The organism is Streptomyces sp. NPDC002309 (genome assembly GCF_053593375.1).
The window spans coordinates 109,206-125,614 of the sequence record NZ_JBSFCI010000007.1; the positions used below are offsets into that span (position 1 = coordinate 109,206).

18 protein-coding genes and 1 pseudogene are annotated in these 16,409 nt (G+C 72.4%); 13 read left to right on the forward strand and 6 right to left on the reverse strand.

The genetic code is table 11. The features are described from left to right. Nucleotides 1-34: 34 nt before the first annotated feature. From ACWCPM_RS08495 to ACWCPM_RS08530, 8 genes are all read left to right on the forward strand, one after another. Nucleotides 35-1,432: a GntP family permease gene (locus ACWCPM_RS08495; protein WP_450975361.1), complete on the forward strand. Its 1,398-nt coding sequence runs from the start codon at nt 35-37 to the stop codon at nt 1,430-1,432. A 353-nt stretch (nt 1,433-1,785) separates the two neighbouring features. Further along, nucleotides 1,786-2,697, forward strand: a complete 912-nt coding sequence (locus tag ACWCPM_RS08500) for a DMT family transporter (protein ID WP_450975362.1) — start codon at nt 1,786-1,788, stop codon at nt 2,695-2,697. A gap of 136 nt (nt 2,698-2,833) precedes the next feature. Next, on the forward strand, nt 2,834-3,343 hold the full coding sequence (locus ACWCPM_RS08505) for an NUDIX hydrolase (RefSeq protein WP_450975363.1): 510 nt from the start codon (nt 2,834-2,836) through the stop codon (nt 3,341-3,343). A 65-nt stretch (nt 3,344-3,408) separates the two neighbouring features. Continuing rightward, nucleotides 3,409-3,801, forward strand: coding sequence for a YidH family protein (locus ACWCPM_RS08510; RefSeq protein ID WP_450975364.1), 393 nt, complete (start codon nt 3,409-3,411; stop codon nt 3,799-3,801). After that, nucleotides 3,789-4,121, forward strand: a complete 333-nt coding sequence (locus ACWCPM_RS08515) for a DUF202 domain-containing protein (protein WP_450975365.1) — start codon at nt 3,789-3,791, stop codon at nt 4,119-4,121. Before ACWCPM_RS08510 ends, ACWCPM_RS08515 begins: the two co-directional genes overlap by 13 nt. A 243-nt stretch (nt 4,122-4,364) precedes the next feature. Next, a complete protein-coding gene (locus ACWCPM_RS08520) occupies nt 4,365-4,661 on the forward strand; it encodes a hypothetical protein (RefSeq protein ID WP_450975366.1) in 297 nt (98 codons plus the stop codon). A gap of 166 nt (nt 4,662-4,827) precedes the next feature. Beyond that, nucleotides 4,828-5,850 (forward strand): phosphotransferase family protein, encoded by a 1,023-nt coding sequence (locus ACWCPM_RS08525; protein ID WP_450975367.1) that lies wholly within the window; start codon nt 4,828-4,830, stop codon nt 5,848-5,850. A gap of 5 nt (nt 5,851-5,855) precedes the next feature. After that, entirely contained in the window at nt 5,856-7,070 is a 1,215-nt protein-coding gene (locus ACWCPM_RS08530) for an acyl-CoA dehydrogenase family protein (RefSeq protein ID WP_450975368.1), read from the forward strand. A gap of 51 nt (nt 7,071-7,121) precedes the next feature. Here the strand turns inward: ACWCPM_RS08530 and ACWCPM_RS08535 are convergent, their stop codons facing one another. Together ACWCPM_RS08535 and ACWCPM_RS08540 are read right to left on the reverse strand one after the other, a co-directional pair. Then, the gene (locus ACWCPM_RS08535) at nt 7,122-7,715 is read right to left on the reverse strand and encodes a TetR/AcrR family transcriptional regulator (protein ID WP_450975369.1); all 594 of its coding nucleotides are present in this window, start codon (nt 7,713-7,715) and stop codon (nt 7,122-7,124) included. A 241-nt stretch (nt 7,716-7,956) separates the two neighbouring features. Further along, the gene (locus ACWCPM_RS08540) at nt 7,957-8,721 is read right to left on the reverse strand and encodes an SDR family oxidoreductase (RefSeq protein WP_450975370.1); all 765 of its coding nucleotides are present in this window, start codon (nt 8,719-8,721) and stop codon (nt 7,957-7,959) included. A gap of 178 nt (nt 8,722-8,899) precedes the next feature. Between ACWCPM_RS08540 and ACWCPM_RS08545 the strand changes: the two genes are divergently transcribed. The 4 genes and pseudogenes from ACWCPM_RS08545 to ACWCPM_RS08560 all read left to right on the forward strand — a co-directional run bounded on the left by ACWCPM_RS08545 (nt 8,900) and on the right by ACWCPM_RS08560 (nt 12,813). Continuing rightward, the gene (locus ACWCPM_RS08545) at nt 8,900-10,144 is read left to right on the forward strand and encodes an exo-beta-N-acetylmuramidase NamZ family protein (protein WP_450975371.1); all 1,245 of its coding nucleotides are present in this window, start codon (nt 8,900-8,902) and stop codon (nt 10,142-10,144) included. Nucleotides 10,145-10,512: 368 nt separating this feature from the next. After that, nucleotides 10,513-11,115 carry a hypothetical protein gene (locus ACWCPM_RS08550; protein WP_450975372.1) on the forward strand — a complete coding sequence of 201 codons (603 nt, stop codon included), beginning with the start codon at nt 10,513-10,515 and terminating at the stop codon, nt 11,113-11,115. Between the two features lie 69 nt (nt 11,116-11,184). After that, a pseudogene (locus ACWCPM_RS08555) lies at nt 11,185-11,673 on the forward strand (3-keto-5-aminohexanoate cleavage protein); the annotation flags it as partial. 72 nt (nt 11,674-11,745) lie between these two features. Further along, nucleotides 11,746-12,813, forward strand: a complete 1,068-nt coding sequence (locus tag ACWCPM_RS08560) for an RNA ligase (ATP) (protein ID WP_450975373.1) — start codon at nt 11,746-11,748, stop codon at nt 12,811-12,813. 64 nt (nt 12,814-12,877) lie between these two features. Here ACWCPM_RS08560 and soxR read toward each other — a convergent pair whose 3' ends face one another. After that, the gene (gene soxR / locus ACWCPM_RS08565) at nt 12,878-13,393 is read right to left on the reverse strand and encodes a redox-sensitive transcriptional activator SoxR (RefSeq protein WP_450975374.1); all 516 of its coding nucleotides are present in this window, start codon (nt 13,391-13,393) and stop codon (nt 12,878-12,880) included. A gap of 112 nt (nt 13,394-13,505) precedes the next feature. Between soxR and ACWCPM_RS08570 the strand changes: the two genes are divergently transcribed. Further along, on the forward strand, nt 13,506-13,967 hold the full coding sequence (locus tag ACWCPM_RS08570) for a MaoC family dehydratase (protein ID WP_450975375.1): 462 nt from the start codon (nt 13,506-13,508) through the stop codon (nt 13,965-13,967). Between the two features lie 159 nt (nt 13,968-14,126). Here ACWCPM_RS08570 and ACWCPM_RS08575 read toward each other — a convergent pair whose 3' ends face one another. The 3 genes from ACWCPM_RS08575 to ACWCPM_RS08585 all read right to left on the reverse strand — a co-directional run bounded on the left by ACWCPM_RS08575 (nt 14,127) and on the right by ACWCPM_RS08585 (nt 16,368). Beyond that, nucleotides 14,127-14,768 carry a TetR/AcrR family transcriptional regulator gene (locus ACWCPM_RS08575; RefSeq protein WP_450975376.1) on the reverse strand — a complete coding sequence of 214 codons (642 nt, stop codon included), beginning with the start codon at nt 14,766-14,768 and terminating at the stop codon, nt 14,127-14,129. Between the two features lie 101 nt (nt 14,769-14,869). Further along, a complete protein-coding gene (locus tag ACWCPM_RS08580; RefSeq protein ID WP_450975377.1) occupies nt 14,870-15,157 on the reverse strand; it encodes a YiaA/YiaB family inner membrane protein in 288 nt (95 codons plus the stop codon). Between the two features lie 59 nt (nt 15,158-15,216). Continuing rightward, the gene (locus ACWCPM_RS08585) at nt 15,217-16,368 is read right to left on the reverse strand and encodes an acyl-CoA dehydrogenase family protein (RefSeq protein WP_450975378.1); all 1,152 of its coding nucleotides are present in this window, start codon (nt 16,366-16,368) and stop codon (nt 15,217-15,219) included. Nucleotides 16,369-16,409: the final 41 nt, after the last annotated feature.

Below are 16,409 nucleotides of genomic sequence, written 5' to 3' on the forward strand. Positions count from 1 at the left end.
CCCCCTCCATCCCCGTATCTGCAAGGGAACCCCCGTGACCAGACTCAGCGTCGAGATGCTGGCGGCGGTCCCCGTCGAGCCGATCACCTCGGCGGGCCACGCACAACTGGGCATCGCGGTACTGGCGGGCATCGCCGTCATCGTCGTGCTCATCACCAAGTTCAAGCTGCACGCCTTCCTGGCGCTGACCATCGGGTCACTGTCGCTCGGAGCCTTCGCCGGCGCGCCCCTCGACAAGGTCATCACCACCTTCACCACCGGACTCGGCTCGACCGTGGCCGGCGTGGGCGTGCTGATCGCGCTGGGCGCGATCCTCGGCAAGATGCTCGCCGACTCCGGCGGCGCGGACGAGATCGTCGACACGATCCTCGCGAAGGCGAGCGGACGGTCGATGCCGTGGGCGATGGTGCTGATCGCCTCGGTGATCGGTCTGCCGCTGTTCTTCGAGGTCGGCGTCGTACTGCTGATCCCGGTCGTGCTGATGGTCGCCAAGCGCGGCAACTACTCGCTGATGCGGATCGGCATCCCCGCGCTCGCGGGCCTGTCCGTGATGCACGGCCTGGTCCCCCCGCACCCCGGTCCGCTGGTCGCCATCGACGCGCTCAAGGCCGACCTCGGCGTCACGCTGGCGCTCGGTGTGCTGATCGCCATCCCCACGGTGATCATCGCCGGTCCGCTGTTCTCCCGGTACGCCGCCCGCTGGGTGGACGTCCCGGCGCCGGAGCGCATGATCCCGCAGCGGCCGTCCGAGGAGCTCCACAAGCGCCCCGGGTTCGGCGCCACGCTGCTCACGATCATGCTGCCGGTCATCCTGATGCTGTCCAAGGCGCTGGTCGACATCGTGATCGACGACCCTGAGAACACCACGCAGCGCGTGTTCGACGTCGCCGGCTCCCCGCTGATCGCCCTGCTCGCCTCCGTCCTGCTGGGCATCTTCACACTCCTGCGCCCCGCCGGGTTCGCCAAGGAGCGCGTCTCCGGCCTCGTGGAGAAGGGGCTCGCGCCCATCGCGGGCATCCTGCTGATCGTCGGCGCGGGCGGCGGCTTCAAGCAGACGCTGATCGACACCGGCGTCGGACAGATGATCCTGGAGATCTCCAAGGACTGGTCAATCCCGGCGCTGCTGCTGGCCTGGCTGATCGCCGTGGCGATCCGGCTGGCGACGGGCTCGGCGACCGTGGCGACCGTCTCGGCGGCCGGTCTGGTCGCGCCGCTCGCGGTCGGCATGTCGACCACTGAGACGGCCCTGCTGGTGCTGGCCATCGGCGCCGGTTCGCTCTTCTTCAGCCATGTCAACGACGCCGGCTTCTGGCTGGTGAAGGAGTACTTCGGACTGAGCGTCGGCCAGACGATCAAGACCTGGTCGGTGATGGAGACGATCATCTCGGTGGTCGCGGGCGCCCTCGTCCTGCTGTTGTCCCTCTTCATATAGGCGATTCATAGGCGATTCATTCATAGGCGGTTCGTGCGGTCGTCCGGGAGCGCGCGACGGCGGCTCATCCCTCTCCACCGACGTCGGTGGAGAGGGATGAGCCCGCCCACTCCGGGTCCACCTCTCCCGGGGATTTGCCGCAGACCAGGCGCAAATGGATCATCTCCCCGTCGGACATGTGTGACGTGCGTCATAGCGGAATGGCGTCGGGCCCCCGACCATGGCGAGAACGTCACGCCCCCGTACCGGCCCCACGCCGGCCGCCGTGACCCGGCGCGACCGCCTTCCGCGGTGCGCCGCACCGCCTCCGCCGCGGCCCCCGCCCCCCCCATGATGGTCTCGAGGTAGACAGCTTGTCGGTCCTGGTTCTGGTTCTCGCCGTGAGCGCCGCCTGCTGCCTGGGCTTCGGCTTCGTCCTGCAGCAGAACGCGGCCCAGCACGCGCCGCGCGCCGACTTCCTGTCCCCCCGGCTCCTGCTGGACCTGATGAAGGTGCCCAGCTGGCTCGGTGGCATCGCGCTGATGGTGGCCGGCATGGGCCTCGGCGCCGCCGCGCTCGGCCAGGGGCAGCTCTCCCTGGTGGAGCCGCTGCTCGCCACCAACCTCCTGTTCGCCCTCGGGCTGTCCCGGCGCCGGACGGGGCGGCGCCTGGGCCGTCAGGGCTGGGCCGGCCTGGCACTGCTCGCGGGAGGCGTGATCACGTTCATCGTGGCCGGTCAGCCACGTGCGGGGGCCGCCGACGCGGACCCGGCGAGGCTGTGGATGATCGTCGGCGCGATGGTGGGCCTCGCGTTCCTGCTGACCCTGCGCGCCAAGCGGTCCCGGATGAGCTCCGCCCCGGTGCTGCTGGCCCTGGCGGCCGGCCTGCTCTACGGCGTGCAGGACGCGCTGACACGGGTCAGCGGCGACCGCTTCGCCGCGAGCGGCCTGGGCGGGCTGCTCACGTCCTGGCAGCCGTACGCCGTGCTGCTGATCGGCGTCACCGGGCTGCTGCTGGTGCAGAGCGCGTTCGAGGCCGGGTCGCTGTGCAAGTCGCTGCCCGCGCTCACCGCCGCCCAGCCGCTCGCCGGCATCGTCTGCGGTGTCGGCTTCCTCGGCGACCGGCTGCAGATGGACACCGGCGCGCTGGCCTGGCAGGCGGCGGGGCTCGCCGCCGTGGTCACGGGCATCGTCCTGCTCGGCATGCACCCGGCGATGCCACGCGGCGTCGTGCGGACGGCGGTTCCGGTCCCGGTCCCGGTGCTCCAGGGCGCCGCGACGCGCTGATCCGGCCGATGCGGGGCGCCCGGTTCTGATTCGGGCCGTCCACCGGGCCCTTTGAGCCGCTCACCGACGCGGGTGATCCGGCTCCGGCCCAGGCCGATCCACCGAGCCTCCCGTCCGGCCTGCTTGGATGGCTCCCATGAGCGCTGCTGACGAGATCCTCGACGTCGTCGACGAGCACGACCGCGTGATCGGGCAGGCCCCGCGCGGTGAGGTGTACGGGCGCGGCCTGCGCCACCGCTGCGTGTTCGTACAGGCCCGGGACGCCGAGGGCCGGCTGTTCGTGCACCGCCGCACGGCCACGAAGATGGTCTTCCCCTCCCTCTACGACATGTTCGTCGGCGGCGTGGTCGGCGCGGGCGAGTCCTACGACGACGCGGCCCTGCGCGAGGCCGAGGAGGAACTCGGCGTCAGCGGCCTGCCCCGCCCGGAGTACGTGTTCAAGTTCCTGTACGCCGACGGCGCCGGCCTCAGTTGGTGGTCCGCGGTGTACGAGGTCCGCTGCGAGCTCCCCGTCAGCCCGCAGGCCGAGGAGGTCGCCTGGCACGCCTTCCTGCCCGAGGAGGAGGTGCGGCTGCGGCTCGGCGAGTGGGAGTGGGTCCCGGACGGGCTGGCGGCGTACCACCGGCTGGAGGCGCACCGGCGCTGAGCGTGCCCGCGCGGCCCACCGGCGCCGGGCGTGCCCGCGCGCGTGATCCGGATAGGGTCGTGCGCGTGATCGATCTCGTGCGAAACGTCCGGCTCTGGTTCGAGCCCCGGCGGATCCGGGAGGAGGGCGACACACCCGACTACCGGTTCTCGCTGGCGAACGAGCGCACGTTCCTGGCCTGGCTGCGCACCGCGCTCGCGCTGATCGGCGGCGGGTTCGCGGTGGACCAGTTCCTGCCGGACCTCAGATGGGGCTGGCGGGTGGGGCTCGCGCTCGCCCTGCTCGGTGCGGGCGTGCTGTGCTCCCTGCGGGCGGTCAACCACTGGACGCGCTGCGAGCGCGCCATGCGCCGGGGCGAGGACCTGCCGGTGTCCCGCTTCCCGGCCCTGCTGAGTGCCGTCGTCGCGGTGGTGGCGGTCGCCATGGTCGTCGTGGTGCTCGTGGGATGGGACGGGTGAGTGCCTCCGGGGTCCCGGAGCGGGACCCGGGGCTCCAGCCGGAGCGGACCCGGCTCGCCTGGCGGCGCACGACGCTCGCCGGCACGGTCGCCGCGGTGCTCGGCGCCCGCTCCACCCTGCACGGCGGCGCCTCGGCGCCCCGCGTCGTCGCCTGCGCCCTGTGCTGCGTCCTCTGGCTGGGCCTCCTCGTGATCGCCCACACCCGTATCCGCGTCCTCACGGCCTCCGGCCGGCCCCCGGCCCTGACGCCCCGGCACGCGACGGCCGCCACCCTGTGCACGGTCGCCCTGGCGGTGTGCGGCTCCGCACTGCTGTTCTGACCGGGGCCGGCCGACGACCGACCCGGCGGCCGTCGGATTCCTCCTGGACCGGCGGCCGTCGGATTCTCCTGGACCGCCGGCCGTCCCGACCGCCGCCACGGGCCCGCCGTCGCCCCGTCCCTCCGGGGAACTCGTGCGCCACGAAGGCACGGATGCCCGGATATGCCCGGTTCCCGTGGCAGCCTTTCGGTCGTCCGTCACTCCGTCACCGTCGCCCATGACCCGCACCCGAAGGTGAGCGCCATGACCACCCTGCACGAGGAACACTCCACCCACCCCCACGCCCACGGCCCCTCCTGCGGGCACGCCGAGATCCCGCACGGCGACCACATCGACTACGCGCACGACGGCCACCTCCATCGCGCGCACGACGGCCACTGGGACGAGTGCGAGCCCTCCGGGCACGCCGCCCACACCGGGCACGACCACCAGCACAGCGAGGCCTGCGGCCATCAGCGGGTGCGGCACGGCGACCACATGGACTACCTCCACGACGGCCACCGGCACGCCGAGCACGACGGGCACTGGGACGACCACTGACACCCGGGCGGCCCCGGCCCGCACACCTCCTCACGGCTCCCCGCCTCCCGCGCGGGGAGCCGTCGGCCTGTCGTGGCGCCGATCACGTTCGTCCGGCACTCTGGACGGCATACCGACCGGTCGGCATCATTGGTCGGGTCACGTTCACACGTCCGTAGGAGCGACGATGGCTTCCGACCACCCGCCAGGCCTCGACCCGGCCCGGCTGCGCGGCCTGCTCGACCGGGAGCGGCCCGGTCTGGTGCGTGGACCGCTGACCGGCCGGCTGATCGAGGGCGGACGGTCGAACCTCACGTACACGGTCTCCGACGGCGAGTCCCGGTGGGTCGTGCGCCGGCCCCCGCTCGGCCACGTCCTGGCCACCGCGCACGACATGAGGCGCGAGCACCGGGTGATCAGCGCCCTCGGGCCGACGAAGGTGCCGGTGCCGCGGACGCTGCTGCTGTGCGAGGACGAGGAGGTGCTCGGCGCTCCGTTCTACGTCATGGAGTTCGTGCCCGGTACGCCGTACCGCACCGCCGACCAGCTCGCCCCGCTCGGTCCCGGGCGCACCCGCGAGGTGGTCCTGTCGCTGGTGGACACCCTGGTCGACCTGCACGCGGTCGACCCGGGGCAGGTCGGGCTCGGAGACTTCGGCCGCCCCGAGGGCTTCCTGGACCGCCAGCTGCGCCGCTGGGGCAAGCAGCTGGACGCCTCCCGCAACCGCGACCTGGCCGGCATCGACGAGCTGCACGCGGCCCTCGGCCGGTCCCTGCCCGCCTCCCCCGCCCCGGCCGTCGTCCACGGCGACTTCCGCCTCGACAACGTCCTGGTGGGCGCCGACGACGAGATCAACGCGGTCCTCGACTGGGAGATGTCCACACTGGGCGACCCGTTGACCGACCTGGGCCTGCTGGTGATGTACAGCATGCCGCTCGGTATGCCGAAGTCGCCGGTCTCCACCACGGCCGAGGCCCCGGGGCACCCGAGCCCGGCCGAGCTGATCGAGCGCTACGCGGCCCGTTCCGGCCGCGATGTCTCCTCGGTCTCCTGGTACACCGCGTTCGCCTGGTTCAAGCTCGCCGTGATCCTGGAGGGCATCCACTACCGCTACACCCTCGGCCAGACCGTCGGCCGCGGCTTCGACCGCATCGGCGACCTCGTCCCCGTCTTCATCGAGCACGGTCTCACCACACTTCAGGAAGGCTGACCGGCATGGACTTCGCGTTCGACGCACGTACCGAGGAGCTGCGCGCCCGGCTGCTCGCCTTCATGGACGAGTACGTGTACCCGGCCGAGGCCGTTGCCGAGGAGCAGCGGGCCGCGCTCGCCTCCCCGTGGGACACCCCGGCGGTCGTCGGGGAACTGAAGGCCGAGGCACGCCGCCAGGGCCTGTGGAACCTCTTCCTGCCCGACGCCGAGCACGGCGCCGGCCTCACCAACCTGCAGTACGCCCCGCTCGCCGAGATCACCGGACGCTCCCCGCAGCTCGCGCCGACGGCGACGAACTGCGCCGCGCCGGACACCGGGAACATGGAGGTGCTCGCGCAGTTCGGTGACGACGCGCAGAAGAAGCAGTGGCTCGAACCGCTGCTCGCCGGTGAGATCCGGTCGGCCTTCGCGATGACCGAGCCCGACGTGGCCTCCTCGGACGCCACGAACATCACCACCCGCATAGAGCGGGACGGCGACGAGTACGTCGTCACGGGGCGCAAGTGGTACATCTCCGGGGCGATGAACCCGGACTGCAGGATCTTCATCGTGATGGGCAAGACCGACCCGGACGGGCCGGACATCCGCCGCCAGCAGTCCATGATCCTGGTCCCCCGCGACACCCCGGGCGTGACGGTGAAGCGGGCGATGCGGGTCTTCGGCTACGAGGACCACTCCCACGGCGGCCACGCCGAGGTGGTCTTCGACCACGCGCGCGTGCCGGTGTCCCACCTCGTCGGCGAGGAGGGCGGCGGCTTCGCGATCGCCCAGGCCCGGCTCGGTCCCGGCCGGATCCACCACTGCATGCGGCTGATCGGCATGGCGGAGCGGGCGATCGAGCTGATGTGCCGGCGCGCGGTCGCGCGCGAGGCGTTCGGCAAGCCGCTGGCCGGGCAGGGCGTGGTGCACAACTGGATCGCGGACGCCCGGGTGGCCGTCGAGCAGCTGCGCCTGCTGGTCCTGAAGACCGCCTGGATGATGGACACGGTCGGCAACAGGGGTGCCCACACCGAGATCCAGGCCATCAAGATCGCCACGCCGCGCACGGTCGTCGGCATCCTCGACAAGGCGATCCAGCTGCACGGCGCGGGCGGTGTGAGCCAGGACTTCCCGCTGGCCGAGCTGTACGCGGGCGCGCGCACGCTGATGATCGCGGACGGCCCGGACGAGGTGCACCAGCGGTCGCTGGCACGGCGAGAGCTGAAGAAGTACGTGTGAGGCGCGCGTGCGGGGCGAGCGCCGCGGCGGGCGCCCCGCACGCGCGGGGCGTTACGGCCGCAGCGCCCGCAGCAGCAGGTCGGCGAGGTGGTCGGCGACCTGCTGGGGGCTCATCGGCCCGTCGGGGCGGTACCAGGTCGACAGATGGTGGACGGACCCGAAGTGGTAGTCCACCACCAGGTCGGCCGGGGTCGCCGTGGAGAAGACGCCCGCCTGCTGGCCCTCCTCGATGAGCGCGCGGAAGCGCTCGTGGTAGCGCCGGCGCTCCGCGCGGACCTGCTTGTTCTTCTCCGGGCTGAGATGGTGCATCGACCGGAAGAAGATCATCGCGTCGTCGAGGTTGTCGATGGTCGTCACCACGACGTCGGCGGCGGCGTCCCGCACCCGCTTCTCCACCGGCTCGTCGGCGTCCGCGAGCGCGTCGAGGCGTTCCTGCTGGACCCGCAGCACGCGCGCGTACACCTCGTGCAGCAGATCGTCCTTCGAGCCGAAGTAGTGGTACAGGGCTCCCTTGGTGACGCCCGCCGCCTCGACGATCTCCTGCACCGAGGTGCGGTCGTAGCCCTGCTCCGCGAAGAGCCGGGTGGCGGCGGCCAGCAGCCGCTGCGGCACAGGCGTCCCGTCCGTGTCCGTCGTCCTGGGCACTGCCGCCACCTGCCTTCCGTGATGTCCTACTGATTTTCTCGCGAACGGGAGCGCAACTCCCGACGGAGGATCTTCCCACTCGCCGTCCTCGGCAAGTCCGGCAGGATCTCCACGAGCCGCGGGTATTCGCAGGCGGCCAGTCTCCCCCCGCGGAACGCCGCGAGTTCGTCGGGGCTGACGGGCGCCCGCCGGGCCTCGTCGAGCGGCGCGAGGCAGGGCCCGGCGGCGCGGCGCGAGCGGGTCACGGGGCCGACTCCCACTTCTGCTGGATGTGGTTCATACCGGTCAGCCAGCGGTCGGGCCGCGTGGCCCGGGCCTCGTAGTACGCGGCGACCTCGGGGTGCGGCAGGATGAGGAACCGGTCCTCCTCGATCCCCGCGAAGAGCGCGTCGGCGACGGCCTCCGGCTCGATCGCGGTCGGCGCCAGCACCAGGTCGCCCGCGCTGCCGGTGGCCGCGAGCATGTCGGTGCGCACGCCCTGCGGGCAGATGGCGTGCACCTTCACCCCGCGGTGGCGGTAGGTGAGGGACAGCCACTCCGCGAAGGCGTAGGCGCCGTGCTTGGTGACGCTGTAGGGGGCGGCGCCGATCATGGTGAGCAGCCCGGCGGCCGACACGGTGGACACGAACCGGCCGCCGCCGCGCTCCAGCCAGTCCGGCAGCAGCGCGTGGGCGGCCCGCACATGGGCCATGACATTGACGTCCCAGGCCAGCTGCCAGACCTCCTCGGGAGCCGCCTCGGTTCCGCCGGAGCCGACCCCGGCGTTGGCGCAGTAGACGTCCACGGCACCGCCGAGCGCGTCCTTGGCCTCGGCGACGATCGCGGAGGCGTCGCCGGGGACGGCGATGCCGCCGATCTCCTCGGCGACGGCCTTGGCCTTGTCCGGGTCGAGGTCGTTGACCACGACCCGGCCGCCCGCCGCGGCGAACCGGCGGGCCAGCGCGGCCCCGATCCCGCCTCCTGCACCGGTGACGACCACTCCCGCACCCTGCATGGCTCCCACCATCGGTTCGGTCTCCTTCGACGCGCCTCGGCCTACCCCCGCGCGGTCAGACTAACCGGTCGGTATGTAGTGGCGGAAGGGCGAAGCGGGAGCCGAAGTCCGGCCCGGTTCGTTCCGGTGACGGAGGGGGCGCGCTAGCGTGCGTGAGCATGACACCCGCCGCGATCACGGAGGCCCTCGCATGAAGTTGTCCCGACGCAGCCTGCTCGCCACCACGACCGCGGCGGTCGCGGCATCGGGGGCCCCGGCGGCGGCCACCCCCGCGGCGGGCGGCACCCGCCGGTTGCGCACCGGGTTCGAGCGCCTCGCCGCGGCGGGCTACGACGTCCTCGACGGCGACCGCGTCGGCATCGTCACCAACCCGACCGGCGTCACCCGGGACGTACGCCACATCGTCGACGTGATGCACGCCGACGACCGGGTGAACCTCACCGCGGTCTTCGGCCCGGAGCACGGCTTCCGCGGCACCGCGCAGGCCGGCGGGTCCGAGGGCCGCCACGACGACCCGGCGACCGGCCTGCCCGTCTACGACACCTACCAGAAGAGCGGTCAGCCGCTGGCCGACATCTTCACGGCCTCCGGCGTCGACACGGTCGTCTTCGACATCCAGGACGTGGGCGCGCGCTTCTACACCTACATCTGGACCCTGTACGACTGCATGGAGGCCGCGCGCCTCGCGGGCAAGCGCGTCGTCGTGCTGGACCGGCCCAACCCGGTGACCGGCCGGTCGGCCGAAGGGCCCGTGCTGCACAAGGAGTTCGCCACCTTCGTGGGGCGGCAGCCGATCTCGCAGTCGCACGGTATGACGGTGGCGGAGCTGGCGCTGCTGTTCAACGAGGAGTTCCTGACCGCACCGGTACGCCTGGACACCGTCCGCCTGAGCGGATGGCGGCGGTCGGAATTCCATGACGCCTCCGGGCTGCCGTGGGTCCCGCCGAGCCCCAACATGCCGACGCCCGAGACCGCCCTGGTCTACGCGGGCACCTGCCTGTTCGAGGGCACGAACCTCTCCGAGGGCCGGGGCGCCACCCGCCCCTTCGAACTGCTCGGGGCGGAGGGCATCGACCGCGGCTGGGCGGCGGCGGCGAACGAACTCGCCCTGCCGGGCGTGCACTTCCGCGAGGCCTACTTCGCGCCCACCTTCTCCAAGTTCCAGGGCCGCACCGTCGGTGGGGTGCAGGTGCACGTGCACGACCGGGCCGCGTTCGACCCGGTGCGCACCGGGATCGCGCTGCTGATCACCGCGAAGCGCGCCTGGAGCGGCTTCACCTGGCGCTCCGACAACTGGATCGACAAGCTGACCGGTTCGACGCTCGTGCGCACGATGATCGACGCCGGGGCGGAGACGGACGACGTGGTGGCGGGCTGGGAGCAGGAGCTGACGGCGTTCCGGAGGATCCGGCGGGAGTACCTCCTCTACCGCTGAACCCTGCGCGGTGCCACCCCTGTATCCGCACCTGCGCCGGGCACGGATCCGGACCCGCGCCTGCGCCCGCACCTGTACCGACCGGCCCGATGGCCGTCCCTCCTGGCAAAGCCTGGACAAAGGACCGGCAATCAGCACGCATACGGTAGCCGTCTCCAGGAACCCGTGGGATATGCGGCGAGTTCTCGGACTGTCGAGCGCGATTCCCGGTTTCCACGGGTGGCGACGACCGTCCGGGAGCCGCCGCCGGCACGCGGAGGACATCGGATGGAGCCGAATCGCCGGTCGAGACGTCTATTCGGCGACGTCCGTACGACGACGCCGAAGTGACCGAAGTACAGGTGCAGGTGTGACGGAGGTGCAGGGCGATGGCCGGTTTCCGGAGTCTGGCGAGACAGGTACGCGACCCCCGATGCGATCTGGCGCTACGGCGCTACTCGCTGCGCAAGTGCCTTGAGCGATTCGCCCCCTACGGGCACAGGGCGACGTGGAACCACTTGTGCACCCGGGCCGGCTTCGGCCCGGAGGACCGTTCTCCCGACCCTGCGCGGCTCGTGGCCGCGTTGGAGGAGCTGGAGGCGGCGCGCGCGGTGTGGCTGGCCTACGAACTCGAGTTCGCCGAGCGCCGCAAGAAGGAGAAGCACGACGGGCTGCGCCGGCCGGGCACGGTCGACGACTGGCACCGGCTGACCTGGGGCGGGTTCGGGGTCGCCTGGTGCGACGACCCCGAGGTGCACCCGGCGGAGCCGCTGGCCGAGGTGCTGCGGCAGCTGATCGCCGCGCTGGAGCGCGAGCCCGGATCGGCGTGTCCCGTCTGTGACGGGGAGCGCCTGCGCTGGAAGTACGACCTGGATCACGAGCCCTCGTCGGGCCCGGTCTGCGCGGAGTGCGGAATCCTCGTCCCGCGTCCCGTGCTCACTCCCGAGGCGTTGGCGTACGCCCGGCGCGAACGACTGCTGATGTCCGCCTGAGATGCGACGAGTGCCACGGCCACGGGGGAACGGGGAGTGCGTGGCGGGCCATGTGCCGTCCGCCGCGGGCCGGCTGGGGGTGCACGGCTGGAACGCGTGCGCGGCTGGACGGTGCTGCCCGACCACGCGTCGGTCGACTGGCACGAGCCGGGCGCCGAGGAGCTGGCCGCCGCGTTGATCGGCGTGGGAGTGGGTGTCGAGGCGGCCATCCGGTCCGGGACGGACGGGGCGGCGCGGTTCGCCCGCTCGCCGCTCGGGCCGAAGGTGCTGCGGGTGCTCGCGGAGGTGGCCGATCCCTCGCCGGCGACGGCCGAGGACAGCGCGCGGGCGCTGCTGGCCGAGCTGGGCTCCGCGCACGGCCGCCCGGTGCTGCTGCACGGCACGGACGGCAGCGCGTGGCCCGTGCTGCGCCTGGCCGGGCGGCTGGGGCTGGCGGCACGCGCCGGTCTGGAGGACATGCTCGTCCTGCCGGACGGGCGACCGGCCGACTCCAACGCGCGGTTGGTCGTGGAGGCGGTGCGGGCGTATGCGCGGGCCCGGGACGGTAGCAGCCGGTAAACCGGTCGCTCCAGTGCTTTCGGCTGAGGACAGTTGGGGCGAGAGGAACCGCCGAGGACCGAGGAGTCCCCCATGTCGACGCTGCGCGTCACCGCCGAAGTGCTGACCGTCCACGAGCATCCGAACGCGGACGCGCTCGATCTGGCCCAGGTCGGCCTGTACCGGGCCGTCGTCGCCAAGGGCGCCTACCGCACCGGCGACGCCGCGCTCTACATCCCCGAGCAGGCCGTGCTGCCGGCGGCGCTGATCGAGGAGCTGGGGCTGACCGGGCGGCTGGCGGGCGGCGACGCGGACCGCGTCAAGGCGGTGCGGCTGCGCGGTGAGCTGTCGCAGGGCATCGTGTGCCGGCCCGAGGCACTGGCGGACGTCGACCTGGCGGACGCGGCGGCGCGCGGCACCGACTTCGCGGAGCGGCTCGGCATCACCAAGTGGGTCCCGCCGGTGCCGCCCACGATGAGCGGCGAGGTCGAGTCCGCACCCGAGCTGCTGCCCTGGGTCGACATGGAGAACGTCCAGCGCTACCCGGACGTCTTCGCACCGGGCGAGCCCGTCGTGCTGACGGAGAAGCTGCACGGTTCGGCCTGCCTGGTGACCTACGTCGCCGGCGAGGACCGGGTGTACGTCTCCTCCAAGGGCTTCGGTGTGAAGTCGCTGGCGCTGCGGGAGGACCCGCGCAACCTGTACTGGCGGGCGGTGCGCGGGCACGGCGTCGCCCGGGCCGCGGCACGGCTGGCCGAGCGGCTGGGGGCGCGGCGGGTCGGGATCTTCGGCGAGGTGTACGGCGCGGGGGTGCAGGACCTGACGTACGGCTCGGACGGGCGGCGCGACACCCTGGGGTACGCGGTGTTCGACGTCTCGGCGGAGGTGGACGGCCAGGTGCGCTGGCTGGACGCGGAGCAACTGCTGGGCGGCGAGCTGCCGTTGGTGCCCCGTCTGTTCGCCGGGCCGTACGACATCGACCGTGTGATGGAGTTCGCCTCGGGCCGCGAGACAGTGTCCGGGCGGGCTCTGCACCTGCGCGAGGGCGTGGTGATCCGTCCGGCGAGGGAACGCCACAGCCCGGTGACCGGCGGCCGGGCGATCGCCAAGGCGGTGAGCCCCGCGTATCTGACGCGGAAGGGCGGGACCGAGTTCGAGTGAGCGGCGGCGGGCGGGGCGGGCGGGAGCGTGCCGGGGGCGCGTCCCCTCGCGTCGGCCGTTCCCGTCAGCGGCACTCCTCCGGCTCGGGCCGCCGCTCCGGCGACGCCCGCCGCCGCCCGCCGGACGGACGGTCCACCAGGAGGCGCGAGCCCGAGAGGTGTTCGCCGGAGATGTCGTCGGGGTTGGACAGGACACAGGTGTCCAGGGAGAGGCAGCCGCAGCCGATGCAGTCCGTCAGGTGGTCGCGGAGCCGGTTGAGCTGCTTGATCCGCTGGTCGAGCTCCGAGCGCCACGCCTCGGACAGCCGGGCCCAGTCGTCCCGTGTGGGCGTGCGTTCCTCGGGCAGTTCGGCGAGCGCCTCGCGGATCGTCGCCAACGGGATGCCGACACGCTGGGCGGCGCGGACGAAGGCGACCCGGCGCAGCGTGTCCCGGGTGTAGCGGCGCTGGTTGCCGGAGGTGCGGCGGCTGCTGATCAGCCCCTTGGCCTCGTAGAAGTGCAGGGTGGAGACCGCGGCGCCGCTGCGCGCGGCGAGCCGGCCGACCGTGAGCTCGTGGACCTTCTCGGGAATCTGGGGCACCTCTCGAAGCCTACCGAGTCGCCGACGGCCCGGGTCCGTTGACAGCGCCCCGGGACGGCACCATGCTAAGCAGTTGCTTAGACATTGCTGTCGCCACGCGAGAGGCCGGGACATGGCAGAGCCGAGGATCTTCACGTCAACCGACGAGCTGAAGGCGGCGGTGGGCGAGCAACTGGGGTACACGGACTGGCTGGAGGTCGACCAGAAGCGGATCGACCTGTTCGCCGAGGCCACCGGCGACCACCAGTGGATCCATGTCGATCCCGAGAAGGCCGCCTCCGGCCCCTTCGGCACCACGATCGCGCACGGCTATCTGACACTCTCCCTGCTGCCGCTCTTCGGTCCGCAGCTGATCGGTGTCGAGGGTGTGAGGATGGGTGTCAACTACGGCACCAACAAGGTCCGTTTCCCCGCCCCCGTCCCGGTCGGCTCCCGGCTGCGGGCCACCGCGAAGATCACCGGGGTCGAGGACGTGACCGGCGGCGTCCAGGTCAGCGTCGCCTTCAGTGTGGAGCGCGAGGGCGGCGACAAGCCGGTGTGCGTGGCCGAGTCGGTGTCGCGGTACTACCTCTGAGCCCCGGCCGCGCCTGAGCAGCGGCCGTCTACCGGGTCCCGCCGCCCCCGAACGGCGACCGTCTCCCGGGTGCCGCCGCCCCCGAACGGCGGCCGTCTCCCGGGTGCCGCCGTCACTGAGCCGCCGCCGTCTCCGGGAGGCCACCGTCGTCGACCGCCGCTAACGCGCCGACGGGGCCTTGCGCGCGCCCACCATCCGCAGCACGAGGTCGGCGTAGAGCGCGCCGACCTCGTCGGGCGTCCAGGGCCCGTCGATGCTGAACCAGCGGGCGACGTCGATGCACAGCGACAGCACCGCGAGCGTCGTCCCGTGGACGTCGAGGACCTCGAACTCGCCCGCGGCGACGCCGTCCTCGATGATGCCGCGCACCTCGGCGTCGCACTGCCGGCGCAGGGCGACGATCTCCGCGCGCGCCTCGGGGCCCAGCGAGTCCAGTTCGTACTGCACCACACGCGCGGTGGTGCGTCCCCCGGCGTGCCAGCGGACGAAGGAGCTCACCGCGTCGGCGAGCCGCTCGCTCGCGCCGCCCTCGCGCCGGGCGGCGGTGCGCAGGATGTCGAGGGCCCGTTCGTGGCCGATCCTGCTGATGCGGTGCAGCAGTTCTTCCTTGGTCTTGTAGTGGATGTAGAGCGCGGCCGGGCTCATCCCGGCGCGGCCCGCGATGTCGCGGGTCGTCGTGGCGTGGTAGCCGCGCTCGGCGAAGGCCTCCACGGCGGCGATCAGCAGTCGCCGGGCCGCCTCGGGGGTGACCTCGGCCCATGGCTGCGTCTCGCCGCCGGCCGTCTCCTCCGCCGTAGTCATCGCTCGTTAGCCCCTCTCACCGATCAGAGGCACCACCATACCGCCGAAGCTGAGCGAGCGCTTAGCGAGGCCGCCGGGAAGGGCGTCCGCGCTCCGCTCCCTCAGAGCTTCTCGAAGGGGTCGTGCTCGGCGAGCAGTTTCTCCAGCCGGGCCTGGTCCACCCGGCTCACGATCTGCCCGGCCTCCTGCCGGTCCCGGATGACCTTGGCGAGCGTGAAGGCGGACGTGACGAGATAGAGGACGGCGACGGCGAGGAAGGCCCGGACCCAGGGGTCGGTCTCGAGCTGGAAGATGCCCACGGCGGTGGCGCCGAGGGCGACGGCGAACGAGGCGACGGCCTGTCCGTAGAAGGCGGCCGTGCTCTGCTGTCTGACCGGTGAGTCGCTCATGGGGAACAGGGTCGGCGGTTGTGCCGCCCACCACATCCGCCGAAGTACTCAGAACGTACTCAGAACGCCGAGACCCCCGTCAGAGCCCGCCCGATGAGCAGCTTCTGGATCTGGCTCGTGCCCTCGTAGAGGGTCATCACCCGGGCGTCGCGCAGCAGCTTGCCCGCCGGGTACTCGTCGATGTAGCCGTAGCCGCCGTGGACCTGGAGCGCGTTGTTGGCCGCGCGCACGGCGGCCTCCGAGGCGAAGAGCTTGGCCTTGGACGCCTCGGTGGCGAAGGGCAGCCCTCGGTCGACCAGGTCGGCGACCCGCCAGGTCAGCAGCCGGGCCGCGTCGACATCCACGGCGATGTCGCTGATCAGCTCCTGGACGAGCTGGTGATGGGCGATGGACCGGCCGAACTGCTCGCGCTCGCCCGCGTGGCGGACCGCCGCGTCGAGGGCGGCCTGGGCGATGCCGACGCAGCCCGCCGCGACCGACATCCGCCCCTTCGCCAGGGCGGACATGGCCACGGAGAAGCCCTTGCCCTCCGGACCCAGCATCGCGGAGGCGGGGACCCGGACGTCCTGAAGGACCAGCTCGGCGGTGGCCTGGCCGCGCAGGCCGAGCTTGCCGTGGAGCGTGCGCCGGGTCAGTCCGGGGGTGTCGGCGGGGACGAGGAACGCGGAGACGCCCCGGTGACCGGGCTCGGGGGTGGACCGGGCGAAGAGCAGGACGACGTCGGCCCAGGTGCCGTTGGTGATGAACATCTTGCTGCCGTTGATGACGTAGTCCCCGCCGTCACGGACCGCGCGCGTGGTCAGGTTGCCGGCGTCGGAGCCGGTGCCCGGTTCGGTGAGGCCGAAGCAGCCGATGTAGGCGCCCGACGTCAGACCGGGCAGCCAGCGCCGCTTCTGCTCCTCGTCGCCCCACGCCGCGACGGTCTTGGCGACCAGGCCGAGGGAGACGGAGACGATGCCGCGCACGGAGGAGTCACCGCGGCCGAGTTCCTCCGTGACCAGGCAGTACGCGAGATGGTCGCCGCCGCTGCCGCCGTACTCCTCGTCGACGGTCAGACCGAGGAAGCCGACCTCGCCGAGTTTCTCGACGATCCCCCGGTCGACCTCCTCGGCGCGGTCCCAGGCGACGACGTGAGGGGCGATCTCGCGGTCCACGAAGTCCCGGGCGAGCTGCCGTACGGCGGCCTGCTCCTCGCTCAGTTCCAGGTTCACGACACGTCACCCCACTGGGAAAGACACCTTGGACGTCGAGC